At 62.2% G+C, this 19,677-nt stretch carries 18 protein-coding genes; 11 read left to right on the forward strand and 7 right to left on the reverse strand.

Going from position 1 to position 19,677, the window contains the following annotated elements:
* The first annotated feature begins 130 nt into the window (after window positions 1–130).
* Together amn and B0W55_RS23490 are read left to right on the forward strand one after the other, a co-directional pair.
* The gene (amn, locus tag B0W55_RS23485; RefSeq protein ID WP_175645550.1) at window positions 131–1,630 is read left to right on the forward strand and encodes an AMP nucleosidase; all 1,500 of its coding nucleotides are present in this window, start codon (window positions 131–133) and stop codon (window positions 1,628–1,630) included.
* A gap of 71 nt (window positions 1,631–1,701) precedes the next feature.
* Window positions 1,702–2,337 (forward strand): pseudouridine synthase, encoded by a 636-nt coding sequence (locus tag B0W55_RS23490; protein ID WP_077048296.1) that lies wholly within the window; start codon window positions 1,702–1,704, stop codon window positions 2,335–2,337.
* Here the strand turns inward: B0W55_RS23490 and B0W55_RS23495 are convergent.
* On the reverse strand, window positions 2,332–2,541 hold the full coding sequence (locus B0W55_RS23495) for a DUF2788 domain-containing protein (protein WP_046815823.1): 210 nt from the start codon (window positions 2,539–2,541) through the stop codon (window positions 2,332–2,334). The two genes, B0W55_RS23490 and B0W55_RS23495, sit on opposite strands and share 6 nt — an antisense overlap.
* A 199-nt stretch (window positions 2,542–2,740) precedes the next feature.
* Window positions 2,741–3,220 (reverse strand): Lrp/AsnC family transcriptional regulator, encoded by a 480-nt coding sequence (locus tag B0W55_RS23500; RefSeq protein WP_077048297.1) that lies wholly within the window; start codon window positions 3,218–3,220, stop codon window positions 2,741–2,743.
* 560 nt (window positions 3,221–3,780) lie between these two features.
* Here B0W55_RS23500 and B0W55_RS23510 point away from each other — a divergent pair.
* Entirely contained in the window at window positions 3,781–4,866 is a 1,086-nt protein-coding gene (locus tag B0W55_RS23510; RefSeq protein ID WP_077048299.1) for a DUF6515 family protein, read from the forward strand.
* Here the strand turns inward: B0W55_RS23510 and B0W55_RS23515 are convergent.
* Window positions 4,851–5,756, reverse strand: a complete 906-nt coding sequence (locus B0W55_RS23515) for a cation diffusion facilitator family transporter (protein ID WP_077048300.1) — start codon at window positions 5,754–5,756, stop codon at window positions 4,851–4,853. The two genes, B0W55_RS23510 and B0W55_RS23515, sit on opposite strands and share 16 nt — an antisense overlap.
* A gap of 29 nt (window positions 5,757–5,785) precedes the next feature.
* The gene (locus tag B0W55_RS23520) at window positions 5,786–6,205 is read right to left on the reverse strand and encodes a polyribonucleotide nucleotidyltransferase (RefSeq protein ID WP_077048301.1); all 420 of its coding nucleotides are present in this window, start codon (window positions 6,203–6,205) and stop codon (window positions 5,786–5,788) included.
* Between the two features lie 109 nt (window positions 6,206–6,314).
* Here B0W55_RS23520 and hrpB point away from each other — a divergent pair, with 109 nt between their 5' ends.
* From hrpB to argE, 3 genes are all read left to right on the forward strand, one after another.
* On the forward strand, window positions 6,315–8,831 hold the full coding sequence (gene hrpB, locus B0W55_RS23525) for an ATP-dependent helicase HrpB (RefSeq protein ID WP_077048302.1): 2,517 nt from the start codon (window positions 6,315–6,317) through the stop codon (window positions 8,829–8,831).
* A 229-nt stretch (window positions 8,832–9,060) separates the two neighbouring features.
* The gene (locus tag B0W55_RS23530) at window positions 9,061–9,738 is read left to right on the forward strand and encodes a DUF1028 domain-containing protein (RefSeq protein WP_077048303.1); all 678 of its coding nucleotides are present in this window, start codon (window positions 9,061–9,063) and stop codon (window positions 9,736–9,738) included.
* Window positions 9,731–10,900 carry an acetylornithine deacetylase gene (argE, locus tag B0W55_RS23535; protein WP_077048304.1) on the forward strand — a complete coding sequence of 390 codons (1,170 nt, stop codon included), beginning with the start codon at window positions 9,731–9,733 and terminating at the stop codon, window positions 10,898–10,900. Before B0W55_RS23530 ends, argE begins: the two co-directional genes overlap by 8 nt.
* Before the next feature lie 90 nt (window positions 10,901–10,990).
* Here the strand turns inward: argE and B0W55_RS23540 are convergent, their stop codons facing one another.
* On the reverse strand, window positions 10,991–11,902 hold the full coding sequence (locus B0W55_RS23540; RefSeq protein ID WP_077048305.1) for a LysR family transcriptional regulator: 912 nt from the start codon (window positions 11,900–11,902) through the stop codon (window positions 10,991–10,993).
* Between the two features lie 331 nt (window positions 11,903–12,233).
* Here B0W55_RS23540 and B0W55_RS23545 point away from each other — a divergent pair, with 331 nt between their 5' ends.
* From B0W55_RS23545 to B0W55_RS23560, 4 genes are all read left to right on the forward strand, one after another.
* A complete protein-coding gene (locus B0W55_RS23545) occupies window positions 12,234–13,289 on the forward strand; it encodes an ABC transporter substrate-binding protein (RefSeq protein ID WP_083743222.1) in 1,056 nt (351 codons plus the stop codon).
* A gap of 36 nt (window positions 13,290–13,325) precedes the next feature.
* Window positions 13,326–14,708: an aspartate aminotransferase family protein gene (locus B0W55_RS23550; RefSeq protein ID WP_077048307.1), complete on the forward strand. Its 1,383-nt coding sequence runs from the start codon at window positions 13,326–13,328 to the stop codon at window positions 14,706–14,708.
* A 247-nt stretch (window positions 14,709–14,955) separates the two neighbouring features.
* The gene (locus B0W55_RS23555) at window positions 14,956–16,221 is read left to right on the forward strand and encodes an NAD(P)/FAD-dependent oxidoreductase (RefSeq protein WP_077048308.1); all 1,266 of its coding nucleotides are present in this window, start codon (window positions 14,956–14,958) and stop codon (window positions 16,219–16,221) included.
* Window positions 16,222–16,260: 39 nt separating this feature from the next.
* Window positions 16,261–16,692 (forward strand): RidA family protein, encoded by a 432-nt coding sequence (locus tag B0W55_RS23560; protein WP_077048309.1) that lies wholly within the window; start codon window positions 16,261–16,263, stop codon window positions 16,690–16,692.
* A 107-nt stretch (window positions 16,693–16,799) separates the two neighbouring features.
* On the opposite strand, the gene B0W55_RS23565 is transcribed toward B0W55_RS23560, so the two are convergent.
* Together B0W55_RS23565 and B0W55_RS23570 are read right to left on the reverse strand one after the other, a co-directional pair.
* A complete protein-coding gene (locus tag B0W55_RS23565) occupies window positions 16,800–17,876 on the reverse strand; it encodes an endonuclease/exonuclease/phosphatase family protein (protein ID WP_077048310.1) in 1,077 nt (358 codons plus the stop codon).
* Between the two features lie 205 nt (window positions 17,877–18,081).
* Window positions 18,082–18,747 (reverse strand): YciC family protein, encoded by a 666-nt coding sequence (locus B0W55_RS23570; protein WP_077048311.1) that lies wholly within the window; start codon window positions 18,745–18,747, stop codon window positions 18,082–18,084.
* A 179-nt stretch (window positions 18,748–18,926) separates the two neighbouring features.
* Between B0W55_RS23570 and B0W55_RS23575 the strand changes: the two genes are divergently transcribed.
* On the forward strand, window positions 18,927–19,677 hold a 751-nt coding region (locus B0W55_RS23575; RefSeq protein ID WP_077048312.1), incomplete at its 3' end, for a DUF2076 domain-containing protein.

Below are 19,677 nucleotides of genomic sequence, written 5' to 3' on the forward strand. Positions count from 1 at the left end.
GTGTGTCAGTCACCCCCTGTATGACTGACACACCGCTTTCGCGAGCAAGCCCGCTCCCACATTTGGATCTAGGGTGGACTTGGCATTTGTGTGTCCACCGCTGTTCCCGTGACGCGACGATGCAGGCAAGATGAAGCTCTGCAAGTCAGAACACAGGATGCTGATCGTGACCGAAGCTTTTATTGTCGTGCAAACCGCCGAGCAAGCCGTGGACCGGCTTGCGCTCCTCCACAATCGTGCAACCAGCGCGCTGAACCAGGCGCTCATGCGTTACCTCAAGGATCGTGTTGAGCCGGACGCCGAACAACGGGCGATGTTTCGTTATCCCGAACTGCGCCTGACCTACCACTGCCAGGGCGAAGTCCCGCAGACCACCCGCGCCTACGCCAAGGTCCAGTTGCCCGGCACCTACAGCGTCACCGTCACCCATCCAGCGGCTTTCCGTAAGTACCTGCTGGAACAGCTGGTGCCCTTGATGCACGACTTCACCGTGACCGTCGAAGTCGGTGTCAGCCAGCAGAACATTCCTTATCCGTACGTGGTCGAGCAGGGCGATGAACTGGCCGGTTCGGGCGTGACTGCCGCTGTGTTGGCGCGGGTGTTCCCGAGCACCGATCTGTCGGCGGCGACCGACGGTATTGCCGACGGCCTGTACGATTGGGAAAACACTGATCCGCTGCCCCTGGCGTTGTTCGATGCGGCGCGGGTGGACTTCTCCCTGCGCCGACTGGTGCATTACACCGGCAGCGACTGGCGCCATGTGCAGCCCTGGATTCTGCTGACCAACTACCACCGCTACGTCGACCAGTTCATCGTCCATGGCCTGGAGCAGTTGCGCAGCGACCCGCGTTTCGTGCGCATGGTGTTGCCGGGCAACGTGATCATCGAAAAGAGCATGGATCACGGCGAAGCCTCGGCAATTGCCGCCGGCGTGGTCTGGCACCGTTACCAGATGCCGGCCTATCACCTGATCGCCAGCGACGGTCATGGAGTGACTCTGGTAAACATCGGCGTCGGCCCGTCCAACGCCAAGAACATTACCGATCACCTGGCGGTGCTGCGTCCGCATTGCTGGCTGATGATCGGTCACTGCGGCGGTTTGCGTCAGTCGCAGACCATCGGTGACTACGTGCTGGCCCACGCCTACATGCGCCGCGACGGGATTCTCGACCGTGTGGTGCCGCCCAATATTCCGATCCCGGCCCTGGCCGAGGTGCAGATGGCCTTGCAGCAGGCGGCGGCGAACATTACCGGCGAGAAGGGTGACGAGCTGAAAAAACGCCTGCGCACCGGCACCGTGCTGACTTACGACGACCGCAACTGGGAGCTGCGTTGGGCCCAGGAACGGCCGTTGATCAACCTGTCCCGCGCCGTGGCGGTGGACATGGAAAGCGGCACCATCGCCGCCCAGGGTTATCGCTTGCGGGTGCCCTATGGCACGTTGCTCTGCGTTTCCGACAAGCCGCTGCACAGTGAAATCAAGCTGCCGGGTTCGGCCAACGCCTTCTATGAGCGTGCGGTCAGCCAGCACTTGAAGATTGGCATCGAGGCGGTGGACCTGTTGCGCACCGAACTCAACTCGCTGCACTCGCGCAAATTGCGCAGCTTCGACGAACCGCCGTTTCGCTGACGGTTGTCGTGGTCATTTGGCGGTCGGGGCACTAGCATTGTCAGCCCTGACCGTTAGATGTCCTTTTTGCCATGTCCCGTCCTCAACGCCCTGTTTCCCGCCGTCCTGGCGTGAAGCCTTCCCCAGCAGCACCACGCCGCGTCGCCAAGGCGCCTCCGGCCGAGCCAAAGCTGATCCTGTTCAACAAACCGTTCGATGTGCTGACGCAATTCAGCGACGGTGAAGGGCGGGCGACGCTCAAGGACTATATCGATGTGCCGGGAATCTACCCGGCGGGGCGTCTGGATCGCGATAGCGAAGGGTTGCTGCTGTTGACCAATGACGGCCAGCTTCAGGCGCGCATTGCCGACCCCAAGCACAAACTGGCCAAGACGTACTGGGTGCAGGTCGAAGGTGAGCCGAGCGCCGAGCAGTTGCAGCGCTTGCGGGACGGCGTGGAGTTGAATGACGGCATGACCTTGCCCGCCGAGGCGCGGCCATTGGATGAGCCGCAACTGTGGCCGCGCAATCCGCCGGTACGTTTTCGCAAGAGCGTGCCGACACATTGGCTGGAGTTGGTGATCCGTGAAGGCCGCAACCGGCAGGTGCGACGAATGACAGCGGCGGTGGGCTTGCCGACGTTGCGCCTGGTGCGGGTCAGAATCGGTGACTGGACGATCGAAGGGCTCGATCAAGGCCAGTGGAAGGAAATACCGGCGCGTTTATAGTGTGCCGGTTTCGATCAGGCCGATGACCACGCTCTTGATCACGAATGCAGCAACACCCAGGCCCAGTACGAAGAACAGAATGAACGAGCCAAAACGCCCGGCCTTGGACTTCTTCGCCAGATCCCAGACGATGAAACCCATGAAAATGATCAGGATGCTGACCAGTCCGGTCATCATCCACTCTTCGAATACTGCAGGATCCATCGGACATCTCCAGCGCGGGCAAGGGTAAAAGGGCGCGGGGAGTATACGCCAATGGTTATTGGCGATGGGTTGACCTGCGGCAGTGTGCCGCAGCTATTCGTCGCCTGTGCCGGCCCTATCGCGGGCAAGCCTCGCTCCTACAGGTTTGCCTTGGTCCGAACCCTTGTTGTAGGCGCGAGGCTTGCCCGCGAAGGCGTCATCAGCTGCGCAGATGAGTCAGCGGCAGTTCAGTGCTGTTGAGCACCTGGTTCAAGACGAAGCTGGAACGCACACTGGTCACCCCTTCGATCCGCGTCAAATGCCCCAGCAGCAGCTTCTGATAATGGTCCATGTCCGGCACCACGACCTTGAGCTGATAGTCAGCATCCATCCCGGTGACCAGGCTGCACTCGAGCACCTGGGGCAAGGTGCGAATGGCCGTCTCGAAGTTCTCGAAGCGCTCTGGGGTATGGCGGTCCATGCCGATCAGCACATAAGCAGTCAGGCTCAAGCCGAGCATCTTGCGGTCGAGCAGGGCGACCTGGCGGGAAATGTAGCCGTCATCTTCCAGTTGCTTGACCCGGCGCGAGCAGGGGGAAGGGGACAGACCGATGCGTTCGGCCAGCTCCTGATTGGAAATGCGCGCGTCGCGCTGCAATTCAGCCAAAATGCTCAGGTCGTATCGGTCGAGTTTGCTCATCAAACGGTTCCTTGTTGTAACTATTGCGGCAGATTATCTATCCAGGGTTAAAAATTGCGCAAGTAATGTTTATTTGAGCAATCTTCGCAATCCTCTGCCGTCCCTCCGAGCCTATTCTTATCACCAGAATCACTGCTCGGACAAACAGTCCAGTGCGGCTCGCCCAAACAGGCCAGCTGCGGTCGCCACCCCCACAGGGGCTGAGCCGGCCCCCGAGCTACACACTGTCCAGAAGACGGCGTGAGGTGAGCCGACGTCAAAAGCGTCGAGCACGGACGAAGTTCTCAAGGGGAGGCCGACGGGTCTCCCCTTTTTCTTGCGCGCAATTTGAGCGGCGGCCTCAATAAATAAGTTGCGCGACTGATAACCTGTAGCAGAACCGGCCCGAGCTTTCCCAGTCTTACGTACAAAGGCCGTTCGCTTCATTTTTATTGCAGGGGCGGGCTTGGTCGTGATGGTTGTCAACGATGACGCGGGGAGCCTGGTACCCCGCGGCGCTTGGTGGACCATCGCGAGCTCGCTCCTACAGGATCCATAACCCACCCGCAGTGAGGAAAAGCATGAAGTCGCGCATCTGGCGTTTAGCCGGTGTTGGTTTGCTGTGTGTCAGTGTCACTGCGCAATCGCTGGCCGATGAGCCGCAGAACCGTGGGCCCGATGGCGGTCAGCAGGGCAATGGTGGTCATCAGGGCAATAATCAGGGCCACGGTGGCAACAACCAGCCGCGACCTCAGAGGGGCGAGCAGCAGAATCAGCCGCGCCCGCAGAACAACGGTCTGCCGCAGAACAGCGGTCTACCGCATAACATTGGTTTACCGCAGAACAATGGTCTACCGCAGAACAACGGTCTGCCACAAAACGGCGGCCAGTGGCAGAACCGCCAGCAGCCGGATTTCAACAACCCTGTTCGCTCCCCGCCACCTCCTCCGCAATTACCGGCCAATGACCTGCCGATCCAGCCGCGCCCCGACGCCGTGCAACAGACTCAACAGCCGCGACGGGGTTACTACCAGGACCAGCCTCGGCACAACGAACCCAACCAGCACTGGAATGGCTACATCGGCGCGCCGTCCAATCCTCCTCGCGGGCCGGGGCGTGGCAATGGCTGGGGCCCGGGGCCGCAATATCGACCGGGTCATGTGATCGACCGTTTCCCGGGCCGTGACTATCGCGTGCCTTACCGTGGGATGGATTACTACTATTCCGGTGGCTACTGGTATCGCCCGTTGGGTCCGCGTTATGTGGTGGTCGAACCACCGCGCGGGATTCGGGTGCGTTACCTGCCGGACTATGCCGAGCAGGTCTTGATCGGTGGTTCGGTGCTGTTCCTTGCGGCCGGCGCCTACTACGCCTATCAGGAGAGCACCCAGGATTACGAAGTGGTCGAGCCGCCGCTGGGCGCCGTGCAACCGCAACAGCAGCCGCAAGCGGGCAGCAACGGTTATGACGTGGAGGCCTATCCGGCCAATGGGCAGTCTCAGGAACAGGTCAATCAGGACGGATATGAGTGCTACCAGTACGCGGTACAGCAAAGTGGCTTCGATCCGCGCACTGCGACTTATCAGCCAGACCCATCCGTGGTCCAGGCCTACCGCCAGGCTCAGGGCAATTGCCTGAGCAGTCGCGGCTATCAGGTCAGCTTCTGAGCCCTGGCCGCTTTCACCACTTCCTGCGGGTCGGCGTGCACCAGCACTTCGGCCCGCGGGTAGGCCGCGTGGATCGCATCGGCAGCCTGATCGCTGATGCCGTGAGCCACCGACAGCGTCAGGTCCCCAGGCAACTCCAGATGCAATTGCACGAACCACTGATTGCCGGAAATCCGCGTACGCAAGTCATGGGCGCCTAAAACCCCCGGCACGCTGCACGCCAGCTCCAACATGCGCTGGCTGACATCCGGCGGCAGTTCTTCATCCATCAACACGGCAAAGCTCTCGCGAGCGATGGTGATGGCGCTCCAGAGGATGTACGCGGCGATCCCCAGGCCGAACCAGGCATCGACCTGATGCCAGCCAAACCCCGCCAGTATCAGCGCCAGCAGAATGCTGCCGTTGAGCAGCATGTCCGAGCGATAGTGCAGCGAATCGGCGCGCACCGCGTTGGAACCGGTGGCCTTGACCACCCGATACTGCAACGTCAACAGTGCCAGGGTCAGCGCCAGCGAGAACACGATCACCCCGATGCTGATCCAGGGCGCGCCCACCGGTTCCGGATGCTTGAGCCGGTCAACGGCCTGCAACGCAATCAACACCGCACTGCCGCCAATGAACAGCGCCTGGGCCATGCCCGCCAGCGATTCGGCCTTGCCATGCCCGTAACGATGATCATCATCGGCCGGGCGCAAGGCGTAGTGCACCGCCAGCAGGTTGAGCAGCGACGTCACACCGTCGAGTGCCGAGTCGGTGAGCCCGGCGAGCATGCTCACCGACCCGCTCAGCCACCAGGCGATGGCCTTGGCGACGATGAGCGTGCAAGCCACCGCCACCGAGGCACGGGTCGCCAGCCGCAGGAGGCGGGCGTGTTCGGAGCTGGAGATCATGAGTGCGGCTATTCCTTTAAGAGCATCGGTTACGCGGCGGGTTGCAGGCCGAACATGGCCAGTTGCTGAGGGCTGCCCTTGTGCTGGATCAGGCGTGGATCATCCAGCGGCAGGCTGCGACCCAGTTCACGCTCCAGAATAGACTGCAACTTGAGGTTATCGACCTTGCCGTCGGCGCCGATGGCGTCCTTAAGCTTTTGCGGATCGACTTGAGCCGTCTTGCCCGGCTCGAAATAAATCGCCCCGGTGGCGAAGTCCACGGCAAATGCGATGAGCCCTGGAATGATATAGAACAGCAACCCCACGGCATCGAGCACGGCGATGGCCGGGTCAATCTTGCCGTCGATCTGCCCCCGCCGATCGGGATAGAAAATCGAACCGCACGCCGTAACCTGCGTCAGCAACGTCGCGACCAGCACACCGCCAATCAGGCGAAAGGGAACACGCATATGAAATCTCCTGAGTTATCTCAAAACGAAACGTCGTCGGTATGAATTAAGACCCTGACGAACGCCTGGCAGTTCGCCGTTATACTCGCGCCTCTGTTTGGGAGCCAGCATGATTTCTTTGCCGATCGATGAAGTTTTACCCGCCCTGCGTGAAGCCCTCGCGACACGCCACGAAGCCGTGCTCGAAGCGCCGCCCGGTGCCGGTAAGACCACCCGCGTGCCGCTGGCCTTGCTCGATGAGCCGTGGCTGGCCGGGCAGACCATTCTGATGCTCGAGCCGCGACGGCTGGCGGCGCGGGCGGCGGCGGAGCGGTTGGCCAGTGAGCTGGGGCAGAAGGTCGGCGAGACGGTGGGTTATCGCATTCGGCTCGACAGCAAGGTGGGGCCCAACACCCGTATCGAAGTGGTCACCGAGGGGATTCTCACCCGACGGTTGCAGGATGATCCGGCGTTGGAAGGCGTTGGCCTGCTGATCTTCGACGAATTCCACGAGCGCAGCCTCGACGCCGATCTGGCCCTGGCCCTGAGCCTCAATGGCCGGGAGCTGTTCCGTGACGATCAACCGCTGAAGATCCTGTTGATGTCGGCCACCCTGGAAGGCGAGCGCCTGGCCGGGTTGCTGGACGATGCGCCGATCCTGCGCAGTGAAGGCCGCATGTACCCGGTGACGACGCGCTGGGGGCGGCCGTTTCAGGCCGGTGAATTCATCGAGCCCCGTGTTGTACAGACCATCCTCGAAGCCTTGAACGACGAGACCGGCAGCGTGCTGGTGTTCCTGCCGGGGCAGGCGGAAATCCGTCGTGTGCATCAGCAACTGGCCGATGCGCTAGGCAATAACCCGCAGGTGTTGCTGTGCCCGTTGCACGGTGAACTGGACCTGGCGGCGCAACGGGCGGCGATCGATCCGGCACCGGCCGGCCAGCGCAAAGTGGTGCTGGCCACCAACATCGCCGAGACCAGCCTGACCATCGACGGCGTGCGCGTGGTGATCGATGCCGGGCTGGCGCGGGTACCGCGATTCGATCCGGGTAGCGGCATGACGCGCCTGGACACACAGCGGATTTCCAAAGCCAGCGCCACCCAGCGCGCGGGCCGGGCGGGGCGTCTGGAACCGGGTGTGTGTTATCGCCTGTGGTCCCAGGATCAGCACGAACAACTTGCCGCTTATGGCAGCGCGGAAATTCTATCGGCCGATCTCGCCGGGCTGGCCCTGCAGCTCGGCCGCTGGGGCGTGACGCCTGGGCAACTGGTCTGGCTCGATGTCCCGCCCGCCGCGGCCTATGCCCAGGCGCAAGATCTGCTCGAACGTCTGGGGGCGTTGGAAGGCGAGGCCTTGACCCGCCACGGCCAGGCCATGGCCGAACTGCCGGCCCATCCGCGCATCGCCCATCTACTGTTGCGTGGGCAGGCCTTGGGGTTGGCGGACATGGCCTGCGACGTCGCGGCGCTGCTGGGTGAGCGCGATATCCTGCGCGGCGGGGGCGCGGATCTGCACAGTCGACTGGTGCTGTTGTCCGGCGAAGAACGGGCCGCACGCGGTGCCCAGGGTGGGGTGCAGCGAGCACGGCAACTGGCGCGGCAGTATCGCGGTTATCTGCGTGGCAAGCCGTCGGAGCCCGTCAGCGATCCGGATCATTCACGCTGGCTGGGTGCCTTGCTGGCGCTGGCCTATCCCGATCGCGTTGCTCAGCAGCGGCGTGCCGGGGGCGCCGAATATCGCCTGGCCAACGGCCGCGCCGCGCTGTTCGCCGAAGCCGACAGCCTGATGAAGCAACCGTGGTTGGTCATCGCCGACCTTGGCAGCCGCCAGGGCCAGCGCGAAGAGCGAATTTACCTCGCAGCGGATTTCGATCCGTCCCTGTTCGACTCGGTGCTGGCCGAACAGGTGCGCAGCGTCGATCAACTGGATTGGGATGAGCGCGAAGGCGTGCTGCGTGCCGAACGCCAGCGCAAGGTCGGTGAACTGATCCTCAGCCGCGAACCGCTGACCGGCCTCGACGAAACCGCCCGCAGCCAGGCGCTGGTGAATCTGGTGCGGCGCAAGGGCCTGGAGTTGCTGCCATGGACGCCGGAGCTGCGCCAGTGGCAGGCGCGCGTCGCGTTACTGCGCCAGTTGGACCTGAGCAGCAAAGGCGAAAGTGAATGGCCGGATGTCAGCGACGCCGCGCTGCTGAAAACCCTCGAACACTGGCTGATGCCGTACCTGGGAAAAGTCTCGAGACTCAGCCACTTCGCCAATCTTGACCTGTCGAGCATCGTCCACAACCTGCTGCCCTGGCCGCTGCCGCAACGGCTCGACGAGCAGGCGCCCCACCATTTGAGCGTGCCTTCGGGTTCATCGATTCGCCTGGATTACAGCGAGCAGCCGCCGATTCTGGCGGTGCGCCTGCAGGAACTGTTCGGCCTGGCCGAGACCCCGCGTATCGCCGGTGGCCGGCAAGTGGTCAAGCTCCACCTGCTGTCCCCGGCCCGACGCCCGGTCCAGGTGACCCAGGACCTGGCCAACTTCTGGCGCAGCACCTACGCCGAAGTGAAGAAGGACCTGAAAGGGCGGTATCCAAAACACTATTGGCCGGATGACCCCCTGGTGGCAGAAGCCACTGCACGGATCAAACCCCGCAAATAACCCAAGCTGCGCGCAACAGCATCCCCTGTAGGAGCGAGCTCGCTCGCGATGGTCGTCAACGATAGCGCTGGAAACCTGACACCCCCACCGCGTTCTCAGGCCCATCGCACGAGAACGAGGCCCTACAGAGGTTTTTCCTACCCCAAAGCCACAAAAAACCTGCTTTCTCCCGCCCCTGCGCATGAACAGAATGCACTCACGCATGCACAGCCAACCTAAGGAGTGAGCCATGACGTTCTCAATCATCGGGCGTTGTCCTGAAACCGGGCAGCTGGGTATTGCCATCAGCTCTTCGAGCATTGCGGTGGGCGCGCGTTGCCCCTGGGCGCGGGCGGGCGTGGGGGCGGTGTCTACGCAGAACATCACGCTGCCGGCGTTGGGCTCGCAGATTCTGGACTTGCTGGAACATCAGCACCTGGACCCGGACGCAGCGCTGGACAGGGCGCTCAGTTCCAATGGCTGGAGTCAGTACCGGCAGGTGACGGTGATCGATGCGTCAGGGCGGATTGCCTTTTTCAGCGGCAAGGAGTCGCTGGGCGTGCACAACGCAGTCAAGGGCGAGCAATGCGTCGCGGCGGGTAATTTGCTCAGCGATGGGCGGGTGATCGAAGCCATGGTCGAGGCGTTCGAGGCCGAGCCGGGGCAGTTGGCTGACCGCCTGCTGGCCGCCATGCAGGCGGCGATGGCCGCCGGTGGTGAAGCGGGACCGGTGCATTCGGCGGCATTGAAAGTGGTGGGCGACTACACCTGGCCGATCATCGACCTGCGGGTTGATTGGGCCGAGGAAGATCCCATTGGTCAGCTGAATGGACTGTGGCAGGCCTATCGACCGCAGATGCAGGACTACCTGACCCGCGCACTCGACCCGACGGCCGCCCCGAGCTACGGAGTGCCGGGGGATGAGTGACATGTCCAGCCGTGACCTTCTGGAGCGCCTGATCGGCTTCGCCACCGTCAGCCGCGATTCCAATCTGGAGCTTATCCATTTCATCGAGGCGTACCTGGCCGGGCATGGCGTGCAGAGCGAGCTGTTCTTCAACGAGGACGGCACCAAGGCCAATCTGTTCGCCACCATCGGCCCGCCTGTCTCCGGTGGTGTGGTGCTGTCGGGGCACACTGACGTGGTGCCAGTCGAGGGGCAGGCCTGGACCGTGGAGCCGTTCAGGCTCACGGAAAAGAACGGACGCCTCTACGGCCGCGGCACTGCCGACATGAAAGGCTTCATCGCCTCGGTGCTCGCCGCAGTACCGACTTTTGTAAAACGGCCACTGCGGGTGCCGGTGCACCTGGCGTTTTCCTACGATGAGGAAGTGGGCTGCCTGGGCGTGCGGTCGATGCTCGCCCAATTGCAGCAGCGACCATACAAGCCCAGCCTCTGCCTGATCGGCGAACCCACGCAGCTCAAACCCGTGCTGGGCCACAAAGGCAAATTGGCGATGCGCTGCGAAGTCCGCGGTGCGGCGTGCCATTCGGCGTATGCGCCTTATGGGGTCAACGCGATCGAATACGCCGCGCAACTGATTGGTCGTCTGGGCGCAATCGGCGCCGAACTCGCCCACCCTGATCACCACGACCCGCGTTTCGATCCGCCGTTTTCCACCGTGCAAACCGGTGTGATCAAAGGCGGCAGGGCGCTGAACATCGTGCCCGCTGAATGCGAGTTCGATTTTGAAGTCAGGGCGTTGCCGGACTTCGATGCTCAGCAGGTGGCCAGCCAGCTGCAAAGCTACGCCGAGGAACAACTGTTGCCGAAGATGCGGGCGGTGCAGGCAGACACGGACATCCGGTTCAAACCGCTGAGTGCCTATCCCGGACTGGCGACTGATCCTGGCAGCGAGGCGGCGCGGCTACTGGCGATCCTCAGCCGATCCTCGGCGTTTGGGACGGTGGCTTTTGGCACAGAGGGCGGGCTGTTCGATCAGGCCGGCATCCCCACGGTGGTGTGCGGACCGGGCAGCATGGACCAAGGGCACAAGCCTGATGAGTTCATCTCGGTGGAGCAGTTGAAGGGCTGTGATGCGATGCTGGTTCGGTTGGCGGACTATCTGTGTACGGGCACGACACTGTAGGAGCGAGCTTGCTCGCGATGGACTCAAGGGCACCGCGTTTTGCCAGGTTTCCAGCGTTATCGTTGACGACCATCGCGAGCGAGCTCGCTCCTACAAGGGGCTCTGGCTCAGCTGTTCGCGGCAGAAGTCCACGAACAACTGCGCAGGCTTGGTCAACTGGCTGCGCTTGAGGTGGGCGGACGCCAGGCCCGAAGTCGATACCGTTTCCGTGATGTCCACCGACACCACTTTCTTCCCATCGTAAGTACATTCCGAATGCGGCCGGGTCACCAGGATCGAGAACCCGAACCCCTGGCCGACCATGCCGCGCACCATCTCGATCGACGGCGAGCTGAACACGATGTTCGGCGTCAGTTCCAGCTCGTGGAACAGGCTGACGAAGTAGGTCCGGCTCGGCTGCACATCCAGCAGGATCATTGGCTCATTGCACAGATCTCGCAGTGATATCGACGGCTGCTCGGCAAAGCGATGGCCTTCAGGCAGCAGGATGTAGGGCTTCTGCGGTGGCATCAGCGGCGTGGTTTGTATGGTGCTGTCGAGCCCGTGGTCGTAGAGGATGGCAACGTCGAAGGTGCCGGCGGTCAAGCCTTGCACCAACTCCTGCTGCTCGCCGTCGCGAATACGGATATCAACCCCGGGGTAGAGCTTGCGAAAACCTGCGATCAGCCGGGGCAAATACAGCGGCGCGACCGTCTCGAAGCAACCGATGTCGATCTGCCCGGACACCGTGTCGTTGTCCGCCAGGGCATTCTGTTCGAACTCCCGGGCCATGCGCAGCAGTTCCTGCGCCTTGTGGTAGAAGCGCGTGCCGGTGGGCGTCAGGGACACGCCCTGGGCATGGTGACGGATGAACAGCTGAACGTTGAACGACTCCTCCAGGCTCTTGATCGCCGTGGACACCGACGGCTGCGCAATGTAGAGCTGCCTCGATGCCTCGGCCACGCTGCCGGCTTCCACCGTGGTCACGAAGTACTTGAGTTGCCGCAAGGTATAGGACGCCACACGCACCTCTTTTTCTCGGGTTTACGCTAACGGGTCTGGATGGCCCATGCCGCACGAATGCCTGCCTGAACCTTACCTCATGACCGATCCGGACTGGGCAGACCGGAGCCAAGTTTTTTCTTATACCCGAAGCATATTTTTAATAATTTTCCTATCCGCACGCTTGACGCACTATCGCTACAACCTCGGATCACCACCTGGCCACCAGGCGGACGCAAAGGGATTGAAGAATAAAAAAGATGTTTTCGCGCCGCTGCAGTGCGCGTATTAACGGCCGCCTGGTCGTGACTGCCTCCGTAACTAATCACAATTAAAAAGTGAGGGAGCTTCCATGTTCAAGTATTCGTCTTCGAGCGTTAAAGCGGTTGCTGGTGTTACAGCGTTACTTGCATTGAGTTTGCCGGTTGTCGGGCACTGCGAAAGTTTGACGGTGATTTCTTTTGGCGGTGCCACCAAGGCTGCGCAGGAAGGCGCTTACTTCAAACCTTTTGAACAAAGTGGTGCGGGCAAAGTGGTGGTGGGCGAGTACAGCGGCGAACTGTCCAAGGTCAAAGCGATGGTGGATGTCGGCCAGGTGTCCTGGGACGTGGTCGAAGTGGAAAGCCCCGAACTGTTGCGTGGCTGTGAAGAGGGTTTGTTCGAAAAGATCGACCCGGCCCTGATCGGTGACGCCGGCAATTACGTGCCCGGTGCGGTCAGTGAGTGCGGGGTGGCCAGTTATGTGTGGTCGATGGTGCTGGCTTACAACTCGGGCAAGGTGAGCGCCGCGCCGACGTCCTGGGCGGACATGTGGAACCTGCAGCAGTTTCCCGGCAAGCGCGGCCTGCGCAAGGGCGCCAAATACACCCTGGAAGTGGCGCTGCTGGCCGACGGCGTAAAACAGCAAGACCTCTATAAGGTCCTGAACACCAAGGAAGGCGTGGACCGGGCGTTCCGCAAGCTCGACCAGATCAAACCCTCGATCCAGTGGTGGGAAGCCGGTGCGCAGCCGCCGCAATGGCTGACGGCCGGTGACGTGGTGATGTCCGCCGCCTATAACGGGCGCATTGCCGTGGCGCAAAAGGAAGGCTCGAAACTGGCGATCTCCTGGAACGGCCACCTCTACGATCCGGATCACTGGGCCATCGTGCGCGGCAGCCCGAACAAGGCGCTGGCGCAGAAATTCATCGTGTTCGCCAGCCAGGCGAGCGGGCAGAAATCCTTCTCCACCCAGATGTCCTACGGCCCGATCCGCAAGGATGTGCTGGCGCAATTGCCCGCCGACACCCTCGCTCAGTTGCCCACCGCACAGGCCAACCTGGCCGAGGGCCAATTGGTGGATGCCACGTTCTGGGTCGATCACGGCGAGGAGCTGGAGGAGCGCTTCAACGCCTGGGCGGCCCGCTGAGGCCGCCGCTTTCATGCCATTCAGGAGAATAGAAAAATGACCACCGACAACAAACCCCAGCGCGAGACCAGGGACTATCAGGCCGGGGACGCCGCCCACCACATTCACGCCTTCCTCGATCAGAAGGCGCTGAACGCCGAAGGCCCGCGGGTCATCGTCGGTGGCGAGCGCCTGCACCTGTGGGACAACGACGGCCATCGCTACCTCGACGGCATGTCGGGCCTGTGGTGCACCAACCTCGGTTACGGGCGCAAGGACCTGGCGGCGGCGGCCACCCGTCAACTGGAACAATTGCCGTACTACAACATGTTCTTTCACACCACCCACCCGGCGGTGGTCGAGTTGTCCGAGCTGTTGTTCAGCCTGTTGCCCAGGCACTACAGCCACGCGATCTACACCAACTCCGGCTCCGAAGCCAACGAGGTGTTGATCCGCACCGTGCGCCGTTACTGGCAGATTCTCGGCAAGCCGCAGAAGAAGATCATGATCGGTCGCTGGAACGGTTATCACGGCTCCACACTGGGCGCGACGGCGCTGGGCGGCATGAAATTCATGCACGACATGGGCGGGGTGATTCCCGATGTCGAGCACATCGACGAGCCTTACTGGTTTGCCCATGAAGGAGATCTGACCCCGCAGGAGTTCGGTCTGCGCGCGGCCCGGCAACTGGAAACGAAGATTCTGGAACTGGGCGCCGAAAACGTCGCGGCGTTCGTCGCCGAACCGTTCCAGGGCGCCGGCGGCATGATCTTTCCGCCGGAAAGCTACTGGCCGGAAATCCAGCGCATCTGCCGCCAGTACGATGTGCTGCTGTGTGCGGACGAGGTGATCGGTGGCTTCGGCCGCACTGGCGAATGGTTCGCCCACCAGCACTTCGATTTCCAGCCGGACACCCTGTCCATCGCCAAGGGCCTGACCTCGGGCTACATCCCCATGGGCGGCCTGATTCTGAGCCGGCGCATGGCTGAAGTGCTGGTGGAGCAGGGCGGCGTGTTCGCCCACGGCCTGACCTATTCCGGGCACCCGGTGGCCGCCGCCGTGGCCATTGCCAACCTCACGGCGTTACGCGATGAGGGCGTGGTGACGCAGGTGAAAACCGACACCGGGCCGTACCTGCAACAGTGCCTGCGCGAGGTGTTCGGCGACCACCCGCTGGTGGGTGAGATCCAGGGTGTCGGGCTGGTGGCGGCGTTGCAGTTTGCACAGGACAAAGCGACCCGCAAACGCTTCGCCAACGAAGCTGACATCACCTGGCGCTGCCGCACCATCGGCTTCGAGGAAGGCCTGATCATCCGCTCCACGTTGGGCCGCATGATCATGGCGCCAGCGCTGATTGCCACGCGCGGTGAGATCGATGAACTGGTGGCCAAAACCAAGATCGCCGTCGATAGAACCGCCAAAGAAATCGGCCTGTTGTAAACAACAACTGTAGGAGCGAGTTCACTCGCGATGGACGTTAACGATAACGCTGGCTGTCTGAATAAACGCGGCGCGTTCAAGTTCATCGCGAGCATGCTCGCTCCTACAGTTAAGTTATCTGTTAGTTAGTTTTTTCATCGGCAATCACTACAAAAAACATAATTTCGCTATTGGCATTCACTCAGCACAATAAAACGGCCCGCCAGCAAACTTATAGGCGCGGAACTTGGTTTTGAAGGACACAAGCATGACAATTAATAAAATAGAAATAGATACGCTTGTTGTCGGAGCCGGCCAGGCTGGCGTCGCCATGAGCGAACATTTGAGCAAACTCGGCGTGCCGCACCTGGTGCTGGAGCGTAACCGTATCGCCGAGGCCTGGCGCACCGGGCGTTGGGATTCGCTGGTGGCCAACGGCCCGGTCTGGCACGACCGCTTTCCCGGCCTGGCCTTCGAGGACCTGGAGCCCGATGCCTTCGCTTCCAAGGATCAGGTCGCGGCGTACTTCGAGGCCTATGCCGAAAAATTCGAGGCGCCGATCCGCACCGGTGTCGAGGTGAAAAAGGTCGTGCGCAATGCCGATCGCCCGGGTTTCACCATCGAAACCTCCGAGGGCGTGATCGAGGCCCAGCGGGTGGTGGCGGCGACCGGCCCGTTCCAACGGCCGGTGATTCCGCCGATCGCGCCGAAAGACGATCGGCTCACGCAAATTCATTCGGCCCAGTATTTCAACCCGCAGCAACTGCCCGAGGGCGGTGTGCTGGTGGTGGGCGCCGGTTCTTCCGGGGTGCAGATTGCCGATGAGTTGCAGCGCGCCGGCAAGCAGGTCTACCTGTCCGTCGGCCAGCATGATCGCCCGCCTCGCGCCTATCGCAACCGCGATTTCTGCTGGTGGCTGGGGGTGTTGGGGCTTTGGGATATGGAAGTCATGCAGCCCGGCCGCGAACACGTGACCATCGCCGTCAGCGGTGCGCGGGGCGGGCAGACTGTCGACTTCCGTGCGCTCGCCCAGCAGGGTGTGACGCTGGTGGGGCTGACCCAAGCCTTCAACGATGGCGTGGTGACGTTCCAGCAGGATCTGGTGCGCAACGTCGCCGCCGGGGACCAGAACTACCTGTCGTTGCTGGATGCGGCGGATGCCTACGTTGCGCGCAACGGGCTGGATCTGCCAGAGGAACCCGAAGCCCGGGTCATGTTGGCCGATCCTGAATGCATGACGAACCCGATTCTCGAACTGAACCTGGCCGAAGCGGGCATCACCTCGATCATCTGGGCCACCGGTTACGCCGTCGATTACAACTGGTTGCAGGTCGACGCGTTCGACGACAAGGGCAAGCCTCGTCATCAGCGCGGCGTGTCCAGTGAACCGGGCGTTTATTTCGTGGGGCTGCCGTGGTTGTCGCGGCGCGGGTCGAGCTTCATCTGGGGCGTGTGGCACGACGCCAAGCACGTCGCCGGTCACATCGCCACCCAGCGCCAGTACCTGCAGTACCGCGACCCGAGCCAGCGCTGAGCCGCGATCCTCATCCATCGAATTTCAGGGAACCAGTTGATGCCTACTCACACTCGCATTCGCATGTTCAACACCAAGGACACCTACCCCAACCAGTCCCTGGACAATGACCTGTGCCAGGCCGTACGGGCCGGCAACACGGTATATGTCCGCGGCCAGATCGGCACCGATTTCGAGGGCAACCTGGTGGGGCTGGGCGATCCGGCGGCACAGGCCGAACAGGCGATGAAGAACGTCAAGCAGTTGCTTGAAGAGGCGGGCAGCGACCTGTCGCACATCGTCAAGACCACCACCTACATCATCGACCCGCGCTACCGCGAGCCGGTGTATCAGGTGGTGGGCAAGTGGCTCAAAGGCGTGTTCCCGATCTCCACCGGGTTGGTGATTTCCGGGCTGGGCCAGCCGCAATGGCTGATGGAGATCGACGTGATCGCCGTCATTCCGGACGATTGGCAACCCGCGCAACCCTGATCACTGTAGGAGCGAGCTTGCTCGCGAAAAACCGGCGGGCGCTACGGGGCATCTGGTTTCCCGCGTTATCGTTCGCGTCCATCGCGAGCTCGCTCCTACAAGTCAGGTCAAGGTGAAGCCGGCAACAGAAACCGCGCAATCACCGGCAAATGATCGGAAATGCGCAACGTATCGTCCTGCCTCACCCGCGCCTCGACCCGTTTTATCTTCGGACTGTAGAACAGGTAATCGACGGTGCGATCCGGCCCATTCAAACCGGTGTCGTTCGGGTAATGGGTCAGCCAGTGGGCGCGGTCGATGCCGCTGGCTTCGTCGTTGGTGGGGATCATCGGGTACTTGTCCCACAGCACATGCAGCGCGCTGTCGGGGGAGTAGGGCGTGCGCTGTTCAGTGGGCAGGCGCTGGTATTGGCCCAGCGGCAGCAGATTGAAATCGCCGCCGATCAGCCACGGCGTACCGTGGCTTTCAAACTTGTCGAGGACCTTGGCCACGGCGCCGATCTGCGCCTGCAGCGACGGGTCGGCTTGCGTCACGCGATCCAGATGAGTGTTGAGCACGGCCATCTGGCCGCCGTCGTTCACCGGCAAATAGGCCACCAGCAAGGCATTTTTCGGCTGGAACTGACGGCTGATCAGATTGCCCGACGTGACCGGCAATTGCAGGCGCTGGGCGTGTTCGATCTGCACCCGGCTCAGGGTCGCCAGTTGCCGGCCGACGCTGCCGAAGATATGCGGGTCAGGGACGAAATCGGCCTTCCAGTCGTAGGCGCTGACACTGCACGGATAGAGGTCGGCAACCCGTTCTTGCAGCAGCTTGAGCTGGTCCTGATAGTCGCTGGCCTTGGCGCCGTCGTCGAGCTCCTGCAGCAGCACCACATCGGGTTGCTCGTCGCGAATCACCCGCGCCACTTCATCGAGGCTGAAGGCCATGTCGTCGGGGGTGGGGGATTCATCGGTGCCGGCGGGCAGGTCATTCCAGAACACATAGCGCTTGCCCGCCAGGTACTGGACGTTCCAGGTCATGACTTTCAAGGCCTGGCCCGGCGCCAGAGTGGGGGCCTGGGGGCTGCAGCTGACCGGCAGTACTTCCCGGGCCTCGGGGCGCCAGGTCAGGCTGTGGATCACCAGGGTGCACAGGGCAATCAAGGCCAGCAATCCGAGGGTGTAGCGCAGCAGTCGGGTCATGGGCTCGGCTTATCGCGTTACGAAAGTTGTCGCCGAGCATACCCGAGCCAGGCGCGAACCTGTAGCCGCTGGCAAAGCCTGCGTTCGGCTGCCGTAGGAGCGAGCTTGCTCGCGAGGGTGGTCAACGATGACGTGGGAATTGTGGATGCACGCGGCGCTCTGGAGGCCATCGCGAGCAAGCTCGCGCCCACAGAAGGGCGTGGCGTCAGCCTGCTTTTTGCGGCGCATCGCCGATCAGCATGAACAGGCGGAACAGCACCACGCTGGTGAACAGTTGCAGGAAGCTGTGGGCGCTGTCGATCAGCAGCGAAATCACCGGGTTCTGCGGCTCCGGATACGCCGCCAGCGTCGCGCCCTTGAGCAGCCACAACGGCCCCATCACGCACAAAATACACACCAGGATGCGGATGAAATGGCCGCGGGTCAGGCGCAGGCTTTCCTTCATGGCGGCCAGCGGCGCCAGGCCACGCAGCACCAGCAGGTATTCGCCGAAGGCCAGGGTCACCATCAGGTAGATGCCCGGCAGGAAGTACAGCGACAGGCCCAGCAGGATCAGCAAGGTGTTGAGGGCGGTCAGCAGGGCGAAGCGTGGCCACAGGTAGGCGGCGCGAGACAGCAGCTCGCGGTTGCCGGGGGATTCGCCACGGCTGCGGGCATCGAGAAACAGAATCAGCGCCGCGGTGTACAGCGGGTACACCAGCAGGCCGACGATCACACTGATGCCGGGGAAGCTGTCCGGCTCGGTGGAGTGGTCGACCACTTGTTGCAGCAGCGCCTCGATGATCACCAGCGGCAGGCACAGTTGCACGATCTGGCCCAGATTGCGCTTGAAGAAATACAGGGAGTCACGCAGTACATCTAACGGATTCATCAGTCGGTATCGCAGTTCATGAACAGTCACTCACTGTAACCGATGATGTACCGGCTGAAGCAAACGTAAACGTTCGGTAAAGGTCATTGAAACAACTTGTTTCAGCCTCCATTAAGGTCGGGCACCTTATCCTTCTTTGGATAAAGGCAACGATTTTCCCGGCAATCTACGAGGTCGCCATGAACAGCGAAGAACAAACCCTGATCGATGGACTGTTTTCCCGGCTGCAACAGGCCGAAACGAACTCAGCCCCGCGCGATGCCCAGGCCGAGGCGCGGATCAAGGAACACCTGACCCGCCAACCGGCAGCGGGCTATTTCATGACCCAGGCCATTCTGGTGCAAGAGGCGGCAATCAAGAGCCTCGATGAGCAGAACAAGCAACTGACGGCGCAGGTGCAGCAATTGCAGGCGGAACTGCAACAGGCCAAGGCGCAGTCGGCGCCGGCGCCGAGCGGCGGTGGTTTTCTGTCGAGCATTTTCGGTGGCAGTTCCCGTGATCCGCAGCCCGCACCCAGTGCGCCGCCGTCGAGCGGTGGCTGGCGTGAGCCGGGGCGGCCTTCGTTCAATGCACAGCCGCCGCAGCAGAATTTCGGTGCGCCGCAGCAGAATTTCCCCCAGCAGGGTTATGCACCGCAGCAGGCACCGGCCGCAGCGGGCAGTGGCTTCCTCGGCGGCGCACTGAAGACAGCGGCGGGGGTAGCTGGTGGCGTAATGCTGGCTCAGGGCATCAGCAGCCTGTTCCATCACAACCAGCAACCGCAGGAAATCGTCGAAGTCATCAAGGAAGAGCCGGCTCAGGTCAACGATCAGGGGCACGATGGCTGGGGCGATGACCAGCGCATGGCCGGCAATGATTCCGGCAATGACCAGGGTGGCTTCAGCGACGCTGACTACAGCGATGACAGCTCATCGTTCTTTGGCGGGGATG

Origin of the sequence: Pseudomonas sp. KK4, assembly GCF_001984065.1 — a bacterium.
Classification (GTDB): Bacteria; Pseudomonadota; Gammaproteobacteria; order Pseudomonadales; family Pseudomonadaceae; genus Aquipseudomonas.